Consider the following 15,098-nt stretch of genomic DNA (forward strand, 5'->3'; position numbering starts at 1 on the left):
GAAAGAAGCACTACCCCGTTCGCCCCTTTGGTAACGGAAATCTGAGATTGTACGAATCGTTTCTCCCGTAACAAGCACATCGATGTAATCCGTAGCCTATCGCCGGAACAGAGCAGGATTATCCCAACATAACGGAGGGCGAGGGTGGGTACACTTTCTTCGTAGACGGAGCGATTGCCCGAACGCAGTGAGGGATGGCACGCGGTAGGTATAAACAAGAACGCTAAGATGTATTGGCGCGCCGCCGGCCTGCCCGGCGCATGTAACTAAATACGTACTTAAACACCAGCGCGGGTCATTTAGCGGAGCGGAGAAAAAGTGCACCCACCCTCGCCCAAGCTGAGCTGTAGCAAGCTTATTGTAATCTCGCACTAACAAACAAACTGCAATTTATTTAGCAAAAAGCCCCACAAGCCAGCTGCAACCTCTGACTTATGGGGCAATCAATACTATCTTTTATTTGTACGCGTAAATCGCAAACAACGGAACATTGTCATAGTGCATGGACGGATCGTTATGGACCTGTGGTGCGATATCGGCCGTCCACTCTACCTGCATGCCGAGCTCCTGCAAGAACCCGACATCCCAGGCTGGACGGCGATGGGTGCTGATGCGCACGGCGTCCTTGATCTTGTTGCAGGCATCCACCAGATCCTGGCTGATGTTGGCGTGAACATTTTCCTGATCTTCCTTGCGTGAAAACCGTTCCTGGCCATAATCCGAGTCGAAATTCATCAACAGGCCCCCCGGTTTCAAGACCCGCTGCCACTGACGATAGGCCTCCATAGCATCGGGCAGTGTCCAAGTCAGGTTGCGGCTCACCACCACATCGAAGCTGTCCTCAGCAAAGTCGAGCTCCTGCGCGTTCATCTTGAGGAATCTTGCCGATATGCCTGCGGCCAGTGCGTTGCACTTTGCCTCGTGCAGCATATCAGCCGACATATCGATGCCGGTCACCTGGTGCCCGAGCCGCGCAAGCAGGATGGCAAAAAAGCCGGCTCCTGTGCCGATATCGAGGATGCGCAACGGCCGCCCCTGGGGCAGTCGTGCCTGCAGCACCTGTGTCCAGGCAGCAGCACTCGGCCCGGCCAGTTCCTTCAGGCGCGTCTGGCTGAAAGCATGGCTGCGCGCATCCCAATAGCCCTCGATTTCTCGCGAGAGCTCCCGGTCCTCATTCTCTATCACGTTCTGCAAAGCATCCTGCATGGCGTGTCCCTCCTCTGTATCATCCCTTTGCTATCATTGTAGCGGATAACCAGCGGCAGCGTAAGCCCCCTAGGGGGATGTCACTCTACATCGAGATCAGCCGTGACCTGATAGTAATCGCAGGCATGTGAGGTATAGTTCTTGACATTGGCCTTTGCGATCATGCTCATCTTGAGGAAGGAGCAGAACACGAAGGCATGGTCATCGAGCACTACCTGCTGCATCTGCAGGGCCAGTTCTGCGCGCTTGGCCGGATCGAACTCGCGGCTGAGCTGCGTCTCAAGAGCATCGAGTCTTGCATTCTGGTATTTGCCCTGATTCTTCGTGGCCGACGATACGGCAAATACCGTGAACCAATATTCTGGATCACCAGTCGGTGCCTGGACATTGGCCATGGCATAGACATCCCAGTTCTTCGGGTCTTTCAGCAGCTGGTTGTGATCGGCCGTATTGTTGACATCGACCTCAATGCCGATGGCTTTGAGCGTGGACTGTGCCGACTCAGCCAGCAGCGGCAGCTCCTGGCGGCTCGGATACGTCAGCCATTTGACCACGAGCTTGCGGCCATTCTTTTCACGGATGCCATCGCCATCCGTGTCCACCCAGCCAGCCTGTTCGAGGACGGCCTTAGCACCCTCAGGGTCGTATTTCTCGGCCTTGACCTTGTCGCCACCAAAGACAGCCCCTGCGGGGAACACGCCATTAGCCGGGAAGCCATTGCCCTCCAATAGCGTTGCGACGAAGTTTTCCTTGTCGATGCCCATCGAGATTGCCTTGCGGACCGCAGGATCAGCGCAGACCGAGTCCGGATTGAAGTTCATCTTGCCGAAGAAACAACGCGACGTCGAGATCTGGGAAATCGTGTATTTATCATTGCGGAACAGCGGATAGCTCTCGTACGCCATGCCATAGGCGGCCTGCACCTCACCCGACTGCAGGGCGTTGGCCAGCGTGTTGCCATCCGTGATCGTGCGGATCGTCAGCTTGTCGAGTTTCGGCGTACCGCCCCAGTAATGCTCATTCTTCTTGAGGGTCAGATGGTCATCCGGTTTCATATCAGTCACGATGTACGGGCCCGTGCCGGCAACGATGCCATTGTCAAAGCCAGCCTCGACATCAATGATGCAGGCATACGGATCACCCAGATGGTTCAGCAGGGCCGGTTTGGGCTCAGTCGTCTTGATGATGAGCTCCTGCCCATTTGCCTCGATTGAAGCAAGCTTGAGATCCTGCTTGGCGCGCTTGTTCTCAGCCACCAGATGCTCAAGGCACTGCTTGACCGAGGCAGCATCCAGCTTGCGGCCACTCGAGTAGGTCACATCATCCCGCAGCGTGATCTTCCAGGTCAGCGGATCGACATTCTCCCACTTCGTGGCGAGCCAGGGCTGGATTTCCATGTTATCCGAATACTTGATGAGCGTCTCACCAATACCGTAGCGGATGCAGGCCCAGCCAGCATAGGCATTGTGCGGATTGACATCGGGCTCTTCGTTCGAGCTGTTGAACGTCGTATCGCCGATGGTCAGCGTCTTGCCCCCTGCATCTTTAGCTGCCTGATTGCCGCCACAGCCGGCAAATGCGCCGATGCAAAGACTGACACTTACGGCCAAAGCCGCCAGTTTTTTCCATTTCATAGTCATCATCCTCCTATATCTACCTTCCTCAAAAGGGAATGGCCATCATAACACGCTGTCGATAAGCCTTTGCGTATAAGCCTGCTGCGGATTGCCAATTACCGCATCCGGCGTGCCCTCCTCGACGATACGCCCCGCGTGCATGACCAGCACGCGGTCACAGAAATCCTGCACCAGGGCGATATCATGGCAAATGAACAGATACGCCAGGGACAGTTCCCGCTGCAGCTGTGCGAGCAAGGCCAGGATATCGGCCTGCACGGTCACATCGAGTGCTGATGTCGCCTCGTCGAGGATCAATAGCTGCGGCTGCACGGCCAGCGCTCGCGCAATGGCCGCCCGCTGGCATTGACCGCCGCTGACCTCATGGGGATAACGCGCGGCTATCTCCGCCGTAAGGCCGCATAATACCAGCAGGCGTTCTGTCTCCTGCCAGGCCTCGCGCCGCTGCCAGCCGAAGTTCTGCAGCGCCTCGGCAATCCCATCCCCCAGGGTGCAGCGCGGGTCGAAGCTATCCACAGGCGACTGGAACACGAGCTGCATCTTACGGTACTGCTCCCGCAGTTTGCGGCCCGTCAGCTGCGTGATGTCCTCGCCTTGAAGCAGTACCCTGCCAGCCGTCACATCGGTGAGCCGTGCAATCATGCGCGCCACGGTGGTCTTGCCACTACCGCTCTCGCCGATGATGGCGACCTTCTCGCCCCCATGGACAGCAAAGCTCACATCATCAACAGCCAGCAGATCCCGCGCATTATCCGCAGCAAAGACTTTCTTGAGGTGTTCCACCTCTAATACCGGAACCAAACTCTCACCTCCTGAGCCTTGGCACAGCCGCCAGCAATCTCTGGGTATACTCTGCCTGCGGCCGTGCCATGACCTCGTCTGTGCTGCCATACTCCACAGCCTGCCCCTCACGCATCACGAGCATCTTGTCCGCCATGACGCGGATGACGCCGAGGTTGTGCGTGACCAGCAGGATGGCCGTCCCAAAAAGCTCACGGGCCAGCAGCATCTCCTCGATGACCTGTTTCTGCACCGAGACATCCAGCGCTGACGTCGGCTCGTCAGCCAGCAGCACCTTAGGCCGCAGCAGCATTGCCGCAGCAACGCCCACGCGCTGCTGCATGCCTCCCGACAGTTCAAAGGGATAGCTTGCCAGGATCCGTTCCGGCTCCTGGAACCCAAAGCGAGCAAACAAGTCACAGGCCTGCTCCTCAAAGAGTTTCGCATCGGTCATGCCATGGGCCTGCATCATCTCCCAGAGCTGCGCCCGCACGGTGCGGATTCCACAGAACGAACTGCCAGCCGACTGGAAGATCATGCCGATGCCTGCGCCACAGACAACGCGCATCTCCCGCGGCGACAGATCCGGCAGGGATTTTCCCTGATACCAGATGTCGCCGCGCGTGACGAGACCGTCTCTGCCCAGCAGCCCCATGGCCGCCCGCAGCAACGTCGATTTGCCGCTGCCGCTCTCGCCGGCAATGCCGAGAATCTCCCCCGGCTGCACGCCAAAGCTTATATCGTGAACCACGCAGCTGCCATTATAGCTGACATCTACATGGTCGTAGCGAATGATCTCGTCCATGATTACCTCCTGTTCTTCGGATCGAGCCAGTCACGGACCGTATCCCCGAGCAGATTGAAGATCATGACCGAAAAGAATATCGCAAAGCCCGGCGCCAGCGTCACCCACGGCTGTGTCGCCAGCAGGTTGCGCGTATCGCTCATCATGCTGCCCCACTCAGGGATAGGCGGCTTGGCACCGAGCCCCAAAAAGGACAGGCCCGCCAACTCCATCATCATCGTGCCGATGTCGAGCATTGCCGTCACCAGTATCGGTCCGGCAATATTGGGCACCAGATGACGGCGGATCATGCGCAGCGTCCCGCAGCCAGCCATCTTTGCCGCCTGCATGTAGGGACGCTCCTGCTGGGCCAGCGTCTGGCTGCGTGCAAGCCGCGCATACTTCGGCCAGCTGATGGCCGCCAGGGCGACGATGGCATTCTGGACACCACCGCCCAGCACAGCCGCCACGGCCAAGGCAAATACGAGCCCCGGAAAGGCCAGGAACATATCGGACACACGCATCACCATGGTATCGATCCACCGGCCTGACCAGGCACAGAGAATGCCCACCAGACTGCCAAACACTGAGATGAAACCGACGAGCAGAAGTGTCGAGAAGATACTCGTATAACTCCCCGCAATGACGCGCGAGAACATATCGCGGCCATAACGATCCGTCCCGAGCCAATGCTCCGCTGACGGTGCCGCCTTGGCGATGGCCAGGTTCTGCTCATAAGGATCATAGGGACAAAGGGAGCTGCTGAAAAAGGCAGCAACGATCAGCAAACCTGCCAGCACGCCGAAGACCAGCAGTTTGCGCTGGAGATGGTCACGCCGCACAGCCTGCACGCGTATCGTAATATCGCTCATCGTCTGCTCCCCCCCATGCGGATGCGCGGATCGAGCCGATGGTACAAGAGATCCGTCATCAGATTGATCATGACATAGATGATAGCCATCCACATGACATACATCTGTATCACTGGGTAATCACGCATATTGATGGCATCGACAGCCAGCTTGCCGACCCCATCCCACATGAATATGCTTTCGATGATAGCCGTACCGCCGAGCAGGCTGCCGATGGACAGAGCAAGCAGCGTCATTATCGTCAGCATGGAGGCCTTCATGACATTCTTCCATAATATGACGCGGTCACTGATGCCACGGGCCATAGCCCCCTGTACATACTCCTTGTTGAGTTCATCCAGCACGGTTCCGCGTACCTGCCGCAGGTATTTTGCTGACATGGCAATGGCCAGTGTCAGCGTCGGCATCACGGCACTCTTCACATCCATGCCGCTCGAGATGACCGGCAGCACGCCGAGCTGGATGCCCAGAAACTGCATGAGCAGCATCGCCACGAAGAAATTCGGCATCGCATTGCCGATAAAGCTGCCAAAGCGCAGCAAGAGATCCATCCCCTTATCGCGGTGGACGGCCGCCGCAATCCCGCAGGGAATCGATATGACCACCGTCAGGACCACGGATAAGAGCGTCAATAGCAGAGTGGCCGGCAATTTGCTCAGGAAGGCCGCAAACACCGCTTCGCCAGTGACATAGCTGACCCCCATATCACCATGGAGCAGTGCCCAGAGCCAGTGCACATACTGCTCAAAGAAGGGCCGGTCAAGGCCGAGCTCTGCGCGCCGCGCATCGATGACTTCCTGGGCCACCTCGATGCCACGGTTCGTATAGAGTTCCGTCACAGCATCACTGCCAGCCATATACATGAGCAGAAACGACAAAAAGGTAATCCCCAGCAAGATGGGAATCAGCTGCAAAAACCGTTTAAGGGCATAATCCATCCCTGCTATTGCCTCCTAACCACATACAAGAAGAAAGCAGTACAACTTCTGCTGTACTGCCCTGTAATAATCTGTCTTTTCACATTATATACGATTTTCCAACTGCTGCGTAAGCCCCCCGGGGGGATATTGCGCCAATTTCCAGGTCAGGAAGGAGGCGCAGGCAGCGCGCAGGCTCTGGTCGATGAACACAGCCAACCAAGCACCTGCCAGGCCCATACCAAGCGAATACAGCAGGAACGCCGTAATCAGTGGCCGCAGGACAGCGATGCTGACAAAGGAATAGACCGCCACCTGGGCGGAACGGCCGCTGCCGCGCAGGATACCGGCACAGACCATCTGCTGTGCCTCGGGAAAGCTCAGCACAGCAACAAATACCAGCACCATCGAGCCAAGGGGCAGCATGGCTGCCTCTTGAGAATACAGGCCAAAGATCTGCTCACGGAGTACCACCGTGAGCAGGCAGGCCGCCAGCGAGAACGTCAAGCTCCACTTGATTCCCGTGCGCAGGCTGGCACGCCAGGCGGCCCAATCCTGCCGCCCCTTGGCATGCCCAGCCATAACCGTACTGGCCTTGCCAAGGCCACCGGCAAAGCAGTAATAGAAGTCACAGAAATTCATGCAGATTGCATGGACCGCATACGGAATCGTGCCGAGTTCCGCCACCATGCGCGTATAGATTACCATGCCCGCACGCTCAAAGCCCTGCTCCGAGAATATGCTGCCAAATACAGGCAGCAGCTCGCGGAAATAGGCAGCATCCGGCAGGAAACTGCCGCGCAGGATCCCCTGCCGCCACAGGCTGTACCCCACGACTGCCAGCGTGTAGAGCGTGCCGGTAAGCGTGCCGATGGCCGCACCGCGCACACCGAGTGCAGGAAATGGCCCCAGGCCGAAAATCAGCAGAGCATTGACCACGAGATTCAAGACATTGCCCTGCAGATTCGTCCGCAGCACCGTGCCCGTCTGCCCAAAGCCCAGCTGTATGGCCTGCAGGATGGCCGTCAAAGAAGTCACATAGACCGCCGCCAGCGCAATCCCGCCATAGTCAAGAGCCAGTGCCAGATACTCAGGCGCTGCTCCCATCCAGAGCAGCAGCGACGGCAGATATGCACCAAAGAGCAGATGCAGTACCAACAGGACTGCCGCCCCCAACCCCAGCGACTGCCGCAGGACTCTTGCGGCCTGCTCGCGGCGCCCGCCGCCGAAATGCTCAGCGGTAAGCACAGTAACTGCCGAGGCCAGCGAACGCGCCACCGTCAGCAGCATCATGCGCGGCTGGGTAAAGATGCTGACAGCCGCAATCGCTGCCGTACCGAGCACGCCGACCATGATGAGGTCGACTGAACTCAGCAGGATCATGAAGACGCCTTCCCAGGCAGCGGGCATTGCCATCTGCAAATATTTCTTATCTGCTTGTGTCCATAAATATTTCTTTATCATAATACCCTTAGCATACTGGTAATCAGTCTCTGCCGTAAGCCCCCCTGGGGGATATTTCCCTAATCATGTAAAATTTATACATATTTTATCCCCCCGGGGAGCTTGCACAGGTCCATTAATATTTTTTATAATGAAGCTAATCGTAAGATATGTTCCATTCACTAATTCAGAGGCTCAACTGTTTTAGCTGGAATGTATAGGCAGAGAATAACTTCCCGTTTGTCTGCTCTGATATATGGACGCCGTGCATAAGTATGTGTACGGCGTCCTATTTCCATATCTTCCATGTTATAATGAAAAAAACTCCAACTTCAGCAATCAACCGAGGCTAGATCATGAACAGAAAGAACTTGCTTGACCAGCTGGCCAAAGACCATACCCTCCCCTTCGATGGGTTCGTCGAGCTGCTTGCCCATCCAGACGAAGGATTGCAAGCCCATGCTGCCAGCCTGGCTGTCGAAACGACCCAGCAATATTATGGCAATAAGGTTTTCAGCCGCGGCCTTATCGAATTCACGAATATCTGCCAGAACAACTGCTATTACTGCGGCATCCGCGCGGGCAACGAAAATGTCCAGCGCTACCGGCTGACCGATGAGCAGATCCTGCAATGTGCCGCCACCGGCTACCAGCTGGGATTCCGCACCTTTGTCCTGCAAGGCGGCGAAGATCCCTACTACACCGATGACAAGATCTGCCGTTTGGTGCAGCAGCTCAAACATAATCATCCCGACTGTGCCATCACCTTGTCCATCGGCGAAAAGAGCCGAGAAAGCTATGAACGATTCCGGCAGGCAGGTGCCGAGCGCTACCTGCTGCGGCATGAAACCGCAACACCAGCGCACTACCACAGGCTCCACCCGCCTTCGCTGAGTGCCGAAAACCGCTACGCGTGCCTTCATACCTTAAAGGAACTCGGTTTCCAGACCGGGGCAGGCTTTATGGTCGGCTCGCCAGGGCAGACGCCGGAGGATTTGGCCCGAGACCTCCTCTTCCTCCATAAGCTCCAGCCCGAGATGGTGGGCATCGGCCCCTTTATCCCTGCAGCGGGAACGCCCTTTGCCCAGGAGCCAGCAGGCACCCTGAATGAGACTCTGTTCCTGCTGAGTCTCATCCGGCTGCTGCTGCCCGATGTACTGCTGCCAGCTACGACTGCCTTAGGTACTATCGACCCACGCGGCCGGGAAAAGGGAATCCTTGCCGGGGCCAATGTAGTCATGCCCAACCTATCCCCCAAGAGCGTCAGGAAAAAATATCAGCTCTACGATAACAAGATCTGTACGGGGGAGGAAGCTGCCGAATGCATTGTCTGCCTAACCAAGCGAATTGAATCTGTCGGCCGTGAGCTGGCCGTCGACCGCGGCGACAATGTCCGCTATGTCAAAATGAAGGAGGATCATTACTGTGTATAACCCGAAATCAAGCAAAGCCGCAGAATTCATCGACCACGAGGAAATCCTCGCCTCCCTTGAATACGCTGACCAGAACAAAAACAACGCCGAGCTCATCGACGCCATCATCGCCAAGGCCAAGGAATGCAAAGGCCTGAACCATCGCGAGGCATCGGTGCTGCTGGCCTGTGAGATTCCCGAGAAAAATGAGGAAATCTTCAAACTCGCCGAGGATATCAAAAAGCAGTTCTACGGCAACCGCATTGTGCTGTTCGCACCACTCTACCTTTCCAACTACTGCATCAACGGCTGCGTCTACTGCCCGTATCACGGGGTCAACAAAACCATTCCCCGCGTAAAACTCACCCAGGAACAGATTCGCGACGAAGTCATCGCCCTGCAGGATATGGGCCACAAACGCCTGGCCATCGAAGCCGGCGAAGACCCCGTCAACAACCCGATCGAGTATATCCTCGAATCCATCCATACGATTTACTCCGTCAAGCACAAGAACGGCGCTATCCGCCGCGTCAATGTCAATATCGCCGCCACCACAGTGGAGAATTATCGCAAACTCCACGAAGCTGGCATCGGCACCTACATCTTGTTCCAGGAAACCTACCACAAGGATTCCTATGAAAAACTCCATCCCACGGGGCCAAAACACGACTACGCCTACCACACGGAAGCCATGGACCGCGCCATGGAAGGCGGCATCGACGATGTTGGCCTAGGCGTACTCTTCGGCCTCGACAAATACCGCTACGAATACGCTGGCCTTTTGATGCATGCAGAACATCTCGAAGCAACCTTTGGCGTTGGCCCCCACACGATTTCCGTACCGCGCATCTGCCCGGCTGACGATATCGACGTGAATACCTTCAGCAACGCCATCGACGACGATACCTTCGCCAAGATTGTTGCCTGCATCAGGATTGCCGTCCCTTACACGGGCATGATTGTCTCGACCCGCGAATCCCAGAAATCCCGTGAACGCGTCCTGCACCTGGGCATCTCCCAGATTTCTGGCGGTTCCCGCACCTCCGTCGGCGGCTACACCCAGGAAGAACGCCCTGACGAAACGGCACAGTTCGACGTCTCGGATACCCGCAGTCTCGACGATGTCATGAAATGGCTCATCGATATGGACTACGTGCCCTCCTTCTGCACGGCCTGCTACCGTGAAGGCCGCACCGGTGACCGGTTCATGGCCCTCTGCAAAGCCAAGCAGATCCAGAACTGCTGCCTGCCCAATGCCCTGATGACCCTAAAAGAATATCTTGAAGACTACGCATCGCCAGCCACCAAAGCTGCCGGCGAGAAACTGATTGCGAAAAACATCCCCGATGTAACCAATCCCGCCGCCCGCAAGACCCTGGCCGAACGCCTGCAGAAAATCGAGCAGGGCGAACGCGACTTCAGATTCTAACGCCATGCATTGATTCATGAAAAAGCCCCTATAACTGAGCGCTAAGCGCTCAGTTATAGGGGCTTTCGTATTATCTGTCAGTCTTTGACTTTTTCAATCTCATTCTGGGTCCAGAGCGGATGATGATGTGCGGCATGCTTGGCGTTGATGGTGCCATCACCGAACATGCTGCAGAACTCCGGCCAGTTGTAGATGCCCAGCGGGATATGACCGCCGCAGATACAAAGGAACAGGCCAAGGCCCACAATCAGATGGATGCGGTCCGCATAGTAGGCAATCTCTTTCGGTACCAGCGGCAGCGCGAAGTAAAGCACTGCGCCCGTAAGGATGATGAGAATCGTACCGAAAAATACCATGATACCCATCATTTTCTGTCCCGAGTTGATCTTTCCCATCGGCGGTACATCAATTTCCTGCAGGAAAATCATTTTCTGCGGATAGCCGCCACCGACTTTCATCCACTCAATATCCTGCTTCGTCCAGTGGAAGGCCTCGCGCCAGAACGCTGCCACACGGCCGGGGCAGAGCAGGAAGAATAGCGTGCAGGCAATCATGAGGATCCATGCGCCTACGATATGAACTTGCATGGAAAGATGCATTGCCGCCTCGCCAAACGGGCGGAAAAACAGGATGACACCAGTTACTCCTGCCGGCAGGAAGCCCAAGACCAGGCACCAATGGAACAGGCGGACTGGCAAGCTATGATGAAGGATCCGTTCATTTCCTTTAAAGTTGTTATCCATCGCAATCCCACCTTTCTTACAGGACACTGCGGTCTACATAATGCGTATGGAAAAGCTCTTCCGCCATCGGACTAAGGGGCTGGAAGTTCATCTTCTTGTACATGTTGAGCAGGCTCTGGTTATTATGGCTCTGGCGTTTTGCCTGCTTCTCATCATCCTGATACAGCCCCGCCGTACGCATCTTGATGTATTTGTTACGATCGACAATCAGATCCGTCACCGTGTAGGCGCCGGTCCAAAGGACTGCCGCGATTACGCCAGCGAATCCGAGGAACTCACGGCGGTTTATCTTCACTTCTTTTTCTTTATAGGAATAGTTCATGATGTACCTCCTATCACCATGGCAAGATTGCCTTGAACTTGCCCGTCCAGGACGTGCCCATCGGATTGATTGGCTGCCCGCCGCCGTTTACGCAGCCGCCAGGGCAGTTCATGACTTCGATGAAATGATATGGGCTGCTGCCTGCCTCGACCTCTGCCAGCAGTGGCTCGACATTCTTCGTTCCATGGACAACCGCAATCTTCAGCGTGATTTCCTGGCCATTTTCCTTGAGCTTCAGCGGAACATCCGCTGTCTTGACCTCCTTGAGACCGCGGACAGGCTCATAGTGAAGCTCGCCGAGTTCCTCCCCAGTCAGGACAAAGTAAGCCGTGCGCAAAGCAGCCTCCATGACGCCGCCCGTGGCGCCGAAGATCGTACCTGCCCCTGTGTATTCGGCCAGCGGATTGTCTTTCTCCTCAGCCGGCTCCACATTGCGGACATCGATATTGAGCTTCTTCAGCAGCCGTGCCAGGTCACGGGTCGTCAGCACCACATCGGTATCCTGATAGGTTGCCGTGTGGCCCTTCTTCTTCCAGTAATCAGCAGCCGCCGTGAATTCCGGACGGGATGCCTCGAGTTTCTTTGCCGTGCAGGGATAAACGCCAACGCAGAAAATCTGCTCCGGCTGCACATGCCAGATTTCCTCCGCACCGTAAATCTTAGCTACGGGGCCAGCCATGCCCTGCGGGGATTTCGCCGACGACAGATGCTGGCGCAGATTCGGATGATAGAGCTCCATATAGCGAACCCAAGCCGGGCAGCAAGAAGTAAACTGGGGCAAAGGTCCAAGTTCCCCTTCCACCGACTGGTTGAGTACGTATTTCTGGATTTTGTGGATGAGCTCCGTTCCCTCTTCCAGGATCGTGTTGTCAGCGGCAAAGTTGACATCCATGATTTTGAAGCCTGCTTTTTTCAGTGCTCCATACATCTGCTCCGTGATGAGCTTGCCCGGTTCCATCCCGAACTCCTCACCCAGTGCGACACGGACAGCCGGTGCTACGGTTGCGACAACCGTCGTGTTGCTGTCCTTCAATTTTGCGATGACCTCATCGACTACGTCGACGGTATCCTCGATTGCTCCAAATGGGCAATTCACCAGACACTGTCCGCACTGCAGACAGCGCTCATTATCGATCTGATGGGTTGCACCGTAGGCGCCATCAATGGCGTCGGCCGGGCAGAAGGATTTGCACGTGTCACATCCCTTGCATTTCCCCGCATCGATCTTAATGATACCGGTGAGCTCATTCGCCTGATAAGTTTTTGGCATAGCTTTCGTCCTCCCTATCCTGCAAACAGTTCTCAATTATTATCATTAACTATATTCCCTATAATAAATTATAATTTTATGTGATTAGGGCAACAAGCTCCCCCAGGGGATATTCATGCAAAAAAATCTATGAACCCACCATGAACCGCAACAGCATCAAAGGATTACATCGTCCACAAAAGGCGCTGTCAGTCGCCAGCCATTATCCAATGCCTTTTGATACCACGCCGCACTCTGCCGATAATAAGGCTGGGGAAAGCCGCCGAAATTGCCATCTGCATACAGCAGATGCATGACATACTGCGCCTCCGGCTCCCCAGCCTCTGCCGCCTGGAAGATTTTTGCAGCAAAAGGCCACTGATGCTGCAAGTATCTCAATTCATCGGCCTCCTCTGGCGGTACTGTTCCCCGAAGCAGGATATCAGTGGCGTAGGTTTTGCGGTACAACTGCAGGAAATACCCCACCGACTGCTCTGTTTCGGGCACTGCCAGCATTCGGCGCAGACTGGTATCCTCCCAACAGCCGACATCCTGCACGGGCCCTATATGAAACTGCCGGCCTGCCAGCAGGCGAGGGTCCTCCCGCGTAAAACCACCATTATATTCCAGACCGAACATTTCCTGCCATTTGCGCATCACGATCCGCACCTTGACTCGAAGGATCTCATCCCGACGGCATACATCCTCCATCCTTGTGATGCGATTGCCATCGATCACCATAGTACACAGCGTACGTCCATTGCGCTCGATGCAGAAATAGGTCTTCGCCTGCAGGTCCTCTGGCTGCAGATATCCCACCTCATAATGCTTGCGGATGTTCACGAAAGCCCGCTTATCGCCTATCTGCCGGAAATTATAGCCATTTATGCAGCATTCCCAGCCTGCTTTATCTGCCGCGCGATCATGGTAATAACTCGCTTCTTCATCCAATTCCTTTTCCAGCCATTCCTGCGAGAAAGTCCAGCGCTGCCGCTGGGGAGGTGCTTCATACTCTGGGAACAGCCATTTCCGCAAGGATACAGGCAAAGGATTCTTATCCGGTCCATCGATACGCAAGCGAATCTTTTGCGCCTGTATGATCTGCGGCGGCTGTGGAGCTTTCTCTTCCATATGGAAACGGACAAACGGAAAGGCAATCTCCACCATATACTCTGTCGCCCAGCATTCGCCATCCGGATATCCTTGTACCCGCCAGCCAAAGATTCCTCTAGCGAATTCCCGCTCATTCGAGTAGACCTGATAGACCGTATGACTGACGAGCACCTGCCAGCCATGCAGCTCACACCCCGTCTCTGTCCTGACCCCCTCTGCCGTGTAACCAGCAATAGCCTCATAAGCTTGATGCTCAGGACACCATACCTTCTCCCAACGTGTTCCATGACATTCATGATAGAATTGCACGATGATGATAAATGGTATCTTCTTGATATCTCCATGACTAAGATCCGGTTTATCTGTTTCCCGCCAAGCATGATGCTCATGGTCATAGCGGAAAAACGTATCTTTACTGCCTGCCATTGTCTTCATCCCTTTCAAGCACGTATTCATAATCACCAGGAAAATATGGTCCGTAAATCTGCGCCAGGCCATTCGCCTTCAACCACCGCAACACAGCTTTACGCACCAGTGCATTGTCCAACTGCATCTCTGGCGTTACCAGGGCCCCCGGCCGGCTATAGCAGATTTCGAACACACTGTGCAGCTCCAGGCAAGCCAACACTTCGTTCCCCCTGAATATCCCAAAATGCAGGGCACCATCCCCGCCCAATACCGGGGCAGTGAGATTGACATGTCCTCGACAGGTATAGATCACTGGCAGATATTCATCACTATTGCGCAGCAGCCGGAATTCAAGGCCATCCACCATGGACTCATAGGCCAATGCCTCCGATGGATAATCGAATCGGCAGTATATTGCCTTGCCTCGTTCCACCTCGACCAACAGTTCCTCAAATAATTCCTCACAGATTGGCCCCTGTAGGATCCGCTGCCGGAATCCGGCGGTCAGGATATGGAAATTATTGAACAGGCATAATAGGAACTCCTCGCCCCAAAAAGCCCAGTTCTTGAGCAAGCACAGGAAAACCTCGCAAAAATATCCGTCCGACCGCTCCTGACGTATCCATTGGCTGAAAAAGCCTATGGCAGGCATCCGCTGAACGGATGGATAGTTGTATCTCTGCAGGATCAGATAATGCCCCAGCCTTTCCTCAATCCCATCACCATAAAAGAATGGTTTCGCAAAAACGATCTGTTTGACTCCATCCACCACAAACACCTCCA

The 15,098-nt window shown here is 55.4% G+C and carries 14 protein-coding genes; 2 read left to right on the top strand and 12 right to left on the bottom strand.

Features of this window, described 5'->3' with window-relative positions; all coding sequences use genetic code 11:
- Positions 1–456: 456 nt before the first annotated feature.
- The 7 genes from BM322_RS10360 to BM322_RS10390 form a co-directional block, all read right to left on the bottom strand.
- Positions 457–1,206, bottom strand: a complete 750-nt coding sequence (locus BM322_RS10360) for a class I SAM-dependent methyltransferase (protein ID WP_075430216.1) — start codon at positions 1,204–1,206, stop codon at positions 457–459.
- A gap of 80 nt (positions 1,207–1,286) precedes the next feature.
- Complete coding sequence (locus tag BM322_RS10365; protein ID WP_143102230.1) at positions 1,287–2,840, bottom strand: ABC transporter substrate-binding protein; 1,554 nt, start codon at positions 2,838–2,840, stop codon at positions 1,287–1,289.
- A gap of 45 nt (positions 2,841–2,885) precedes the next feature.
- The gene (locus BM322_RS10370; protein WP_075430220.1) at positions 2,886–3,644 is read right to left on the bottom strand and encodes an ABC transporter ATP-binding protein; all 759 of its coding nucleotides are present in this window, start codon (positions 3,642–3,644) and stop codon (positions 2,886–2,888) included.
- Positions 3,645–3,648: 4 nt separating this feature from the next.
- Complete coding sequence (locus BM322_RS10375; protein WP_075430222.1) at positions 3,649–4,428, bottom strand: ABC transporter ATP-binding protein; 780 nt, start codon at positions 4,426–4,428, stop codon at positions 3,649–3,651.
- A gap of 2 nt (positions 4,429–4,430) precedes the next feature.
- Positions 4,431–5,279, bottom strand: coding sequence for a nickel transporter permease (gene nikC, locus BM322_RS10380; protein ID WP_075430224.1), 849 nt, complete (start codon positions 5,277–5,279; stop codon positions 4,431–4,433).
- Complete coding sequence (locus tag BM322_RS10385) at positions 5,276–6,217, bottom strand: ABC transporter permease (RefSeq protein ID WP_075430226.1); 942 nt, start codon at positions 6,215–6,217, stop codon at positions 5,276–5,278. The genes nikC and BM322_RS10385 overlap by 4 nt, the downstream gene beginning before the upstream one ends.
- A gap of 84 nt (positions 6,218–6,301) precedes the next feature.
- Entirely contained in the window at positions 6,302–7,612 is a 1,311-nt protein-coding gene (locus BM322_RS10390) for an MATE family efflux transporter (protein WP_318254598.1), read from the bottom strand.
- A gap of 383 nt (positions 7,613–7,995) precedes the next feature.
- On the opposite strand from BM322_RS10390, the gene hydE reads away from it, so the two are divergent.
- Positions 7,996–9,072, top strand: a complete 1,077-nt coding sequence (gene hydE / locus BM322_RS10395) for a [FeFe] hydrogenase H-cluster radical SAM maturase HydE (RefSeq protein WP_075430230.1) — start codon at positions 7,996–7,998, stop codon at positions 9,070–9,072.
- On the top strand, positions 9,065–10,480 hold the full coding sequence (gene hydG / locus BM322_RS10400) for a [FeFe] hydrogenase H-cluster radical SAM maturase HydG (RefSeq protein WP_075430232.1): 1,416 nt from the start codon (positions 9,065–9,067) through the stop codon (positions 10,478–10,480). Before hydE ends, hydG begins: the two co-directional genes overlap by 8 nt.
- A gap of 77 nt (positions 10,481–10,557) precedes the next feature.
- Here hydG and BM322_RS10405 read toward each other — a convergent pair whose 3' ends face one another.
- From BM322_RS10405 to BM322_RS10425, 5 genes are all read right to left on the bottom strand, one after another.
- The gene (locus BM322_RS10405) at positions 10,558–11,223 is read right to left on the bottom strand and encodes a cytochrome b/b6 domain-containing protein (protein ID WP_075430234.1); all 666 of its coding nucleotides are present in this window, start codon (positions 11,221–11,223) and stop codon (positions 10,558–10,560) included.
- Positions 11,224–11,239: 16 nt separating this feature from the next.
- Complete coding sequence (locus BM322_RS10410) at positions 11,240–11,545, bottom strand: iron hydrogenase small subunit (RefSeq protein WP_075430236.1); 306 nt, start codon at positions 11,543–11,545, stop codon at positions 11,240–11,242.
- 13 nt (positions 11,546–11,558) lie between these two features.
- Entirely contained in the window at positions 11,559–12,815 is a 1,257-nt protein-coding gene (locus tag BM322_RS10415) for a [FeFe] hydrogenase, group A (RefSeq protein WP_075430238.1), read from the bottom strand.
- A gap of 156 nt (positions 12,816–12,971) precedes the next feature.
- Positions 12,972–14,333, bottom strand: a complete 1,362-nt coding sequence (locus BM322_RS10420; protein ID WP_075430241.1) for a sel1 repeat family protein — start codon at positions 14,331–14,333, stop codon at positions 12,972–12,974.
- Positions 14,320–15,084 carry a hypothetical protein gene (locus tag BM322_RS10425; protein WP_075430243.1) on the bottom strand — a complete coding sequence of 255 codons (765 nt, stop codon included), beginning with the start codon at positions 15,082–15,084 and terminating at the stop codon, positions 14,320–14,322. Before BM322_RS10425 ends, BM322_RS10420 begins: the two co-directional genes overlap by 14 nt.
- Positions 15,085–15,098 lie beyond the last annotated feature (14 nt).

Origin of the sequence: Selenomonas sp. GACV-9 (assembly GCA_900116485.1) — a bacterium.
GTDB classification, from domain to species: Bacteria; Bacillota; Negativicutes; order Selenomonadales; family Selenomonadaceae; genus Selenomonas_A; species Selenomonas_A ruminantium_G.

Bases quoted from the DNA above. Each gene is read 5' to 3' on its own strand.
- BM322_RS10360 (WP_075430216.1), bottom strand. From the start codon at position 1,206: ATGCAGGATGCTTTGCAGAACGTGATAGAGAATGAGGACCGGGAGCTC.
- BM322_RS10365 (WP_143102230.1), bottom strand. From the start codon at position 2,840: ATGAAATGGAAAAAACTGGCGGCTTTGGCCGTAAGTGTCAGTCTTTGC.
- BM322_RS10375 (WP_075430222.1), bottom strand. From the start codon at position 4,428: ATGGACGAGATCATTCGCTACGACCATGTAGATGTCAGCTATAATGGC.
- nikC (WP_075430224.1), bottom strand. From the start codon at position 5,279: ATGAGCGATATTACGATACGCGTGCAGGCTGTGCGGCGTGACCATCTC.
- BM322_RS10385 (WP_075430226.1), bottom strand. From the start codon at position 6,217: ATGGATTATGCCCTTAAACGGTTTTTGCAGCTGATTCCCATCTTGCTG.
- BM322_RS10390 (WP_318254598.1), bottom strand. From the start codon at position 7,612: ATGGCAATGCCCGCTGCCTGGGAAGGCGTCTTCATGATCCTGCTGAGT.
- hydE (WP_075430230.1), top strand. From the start codon at position 7,996: ATGAACAGAAAGAACTTGCTTGACCAGCTGGCCAAAGACCATACCCTC.
- BM322_RS10405 (WP_075430234.1), bottom strand. From the start codon at position 11,223: ATGGATAACAACTTTAAAGGAAATGAACGGATCCTTCATCATAGCTTG.
- BM322_RS10410 (WP_075430236.1), bottom strand. From the start codon at position 11,545: ATGAACTATTCCTATAAAGAAAAAGAAGTGAAGATAAACCGCCGTGAG.
- BM322_RS10415 (WP_075430238.1), bottom strand. From the start codon at position 12,815: ATGCCAAAAACTTATCAGGCGAATGAGCTCACCGGTATCATTAAGATC.
- BM322_RS10420 (WP_075430241.1), bottom strand. From the start codon at position 14,333: ATGGCAGGCAGTAAAGATACGTTTTTCCGCTATGACCATGAGCATCAT.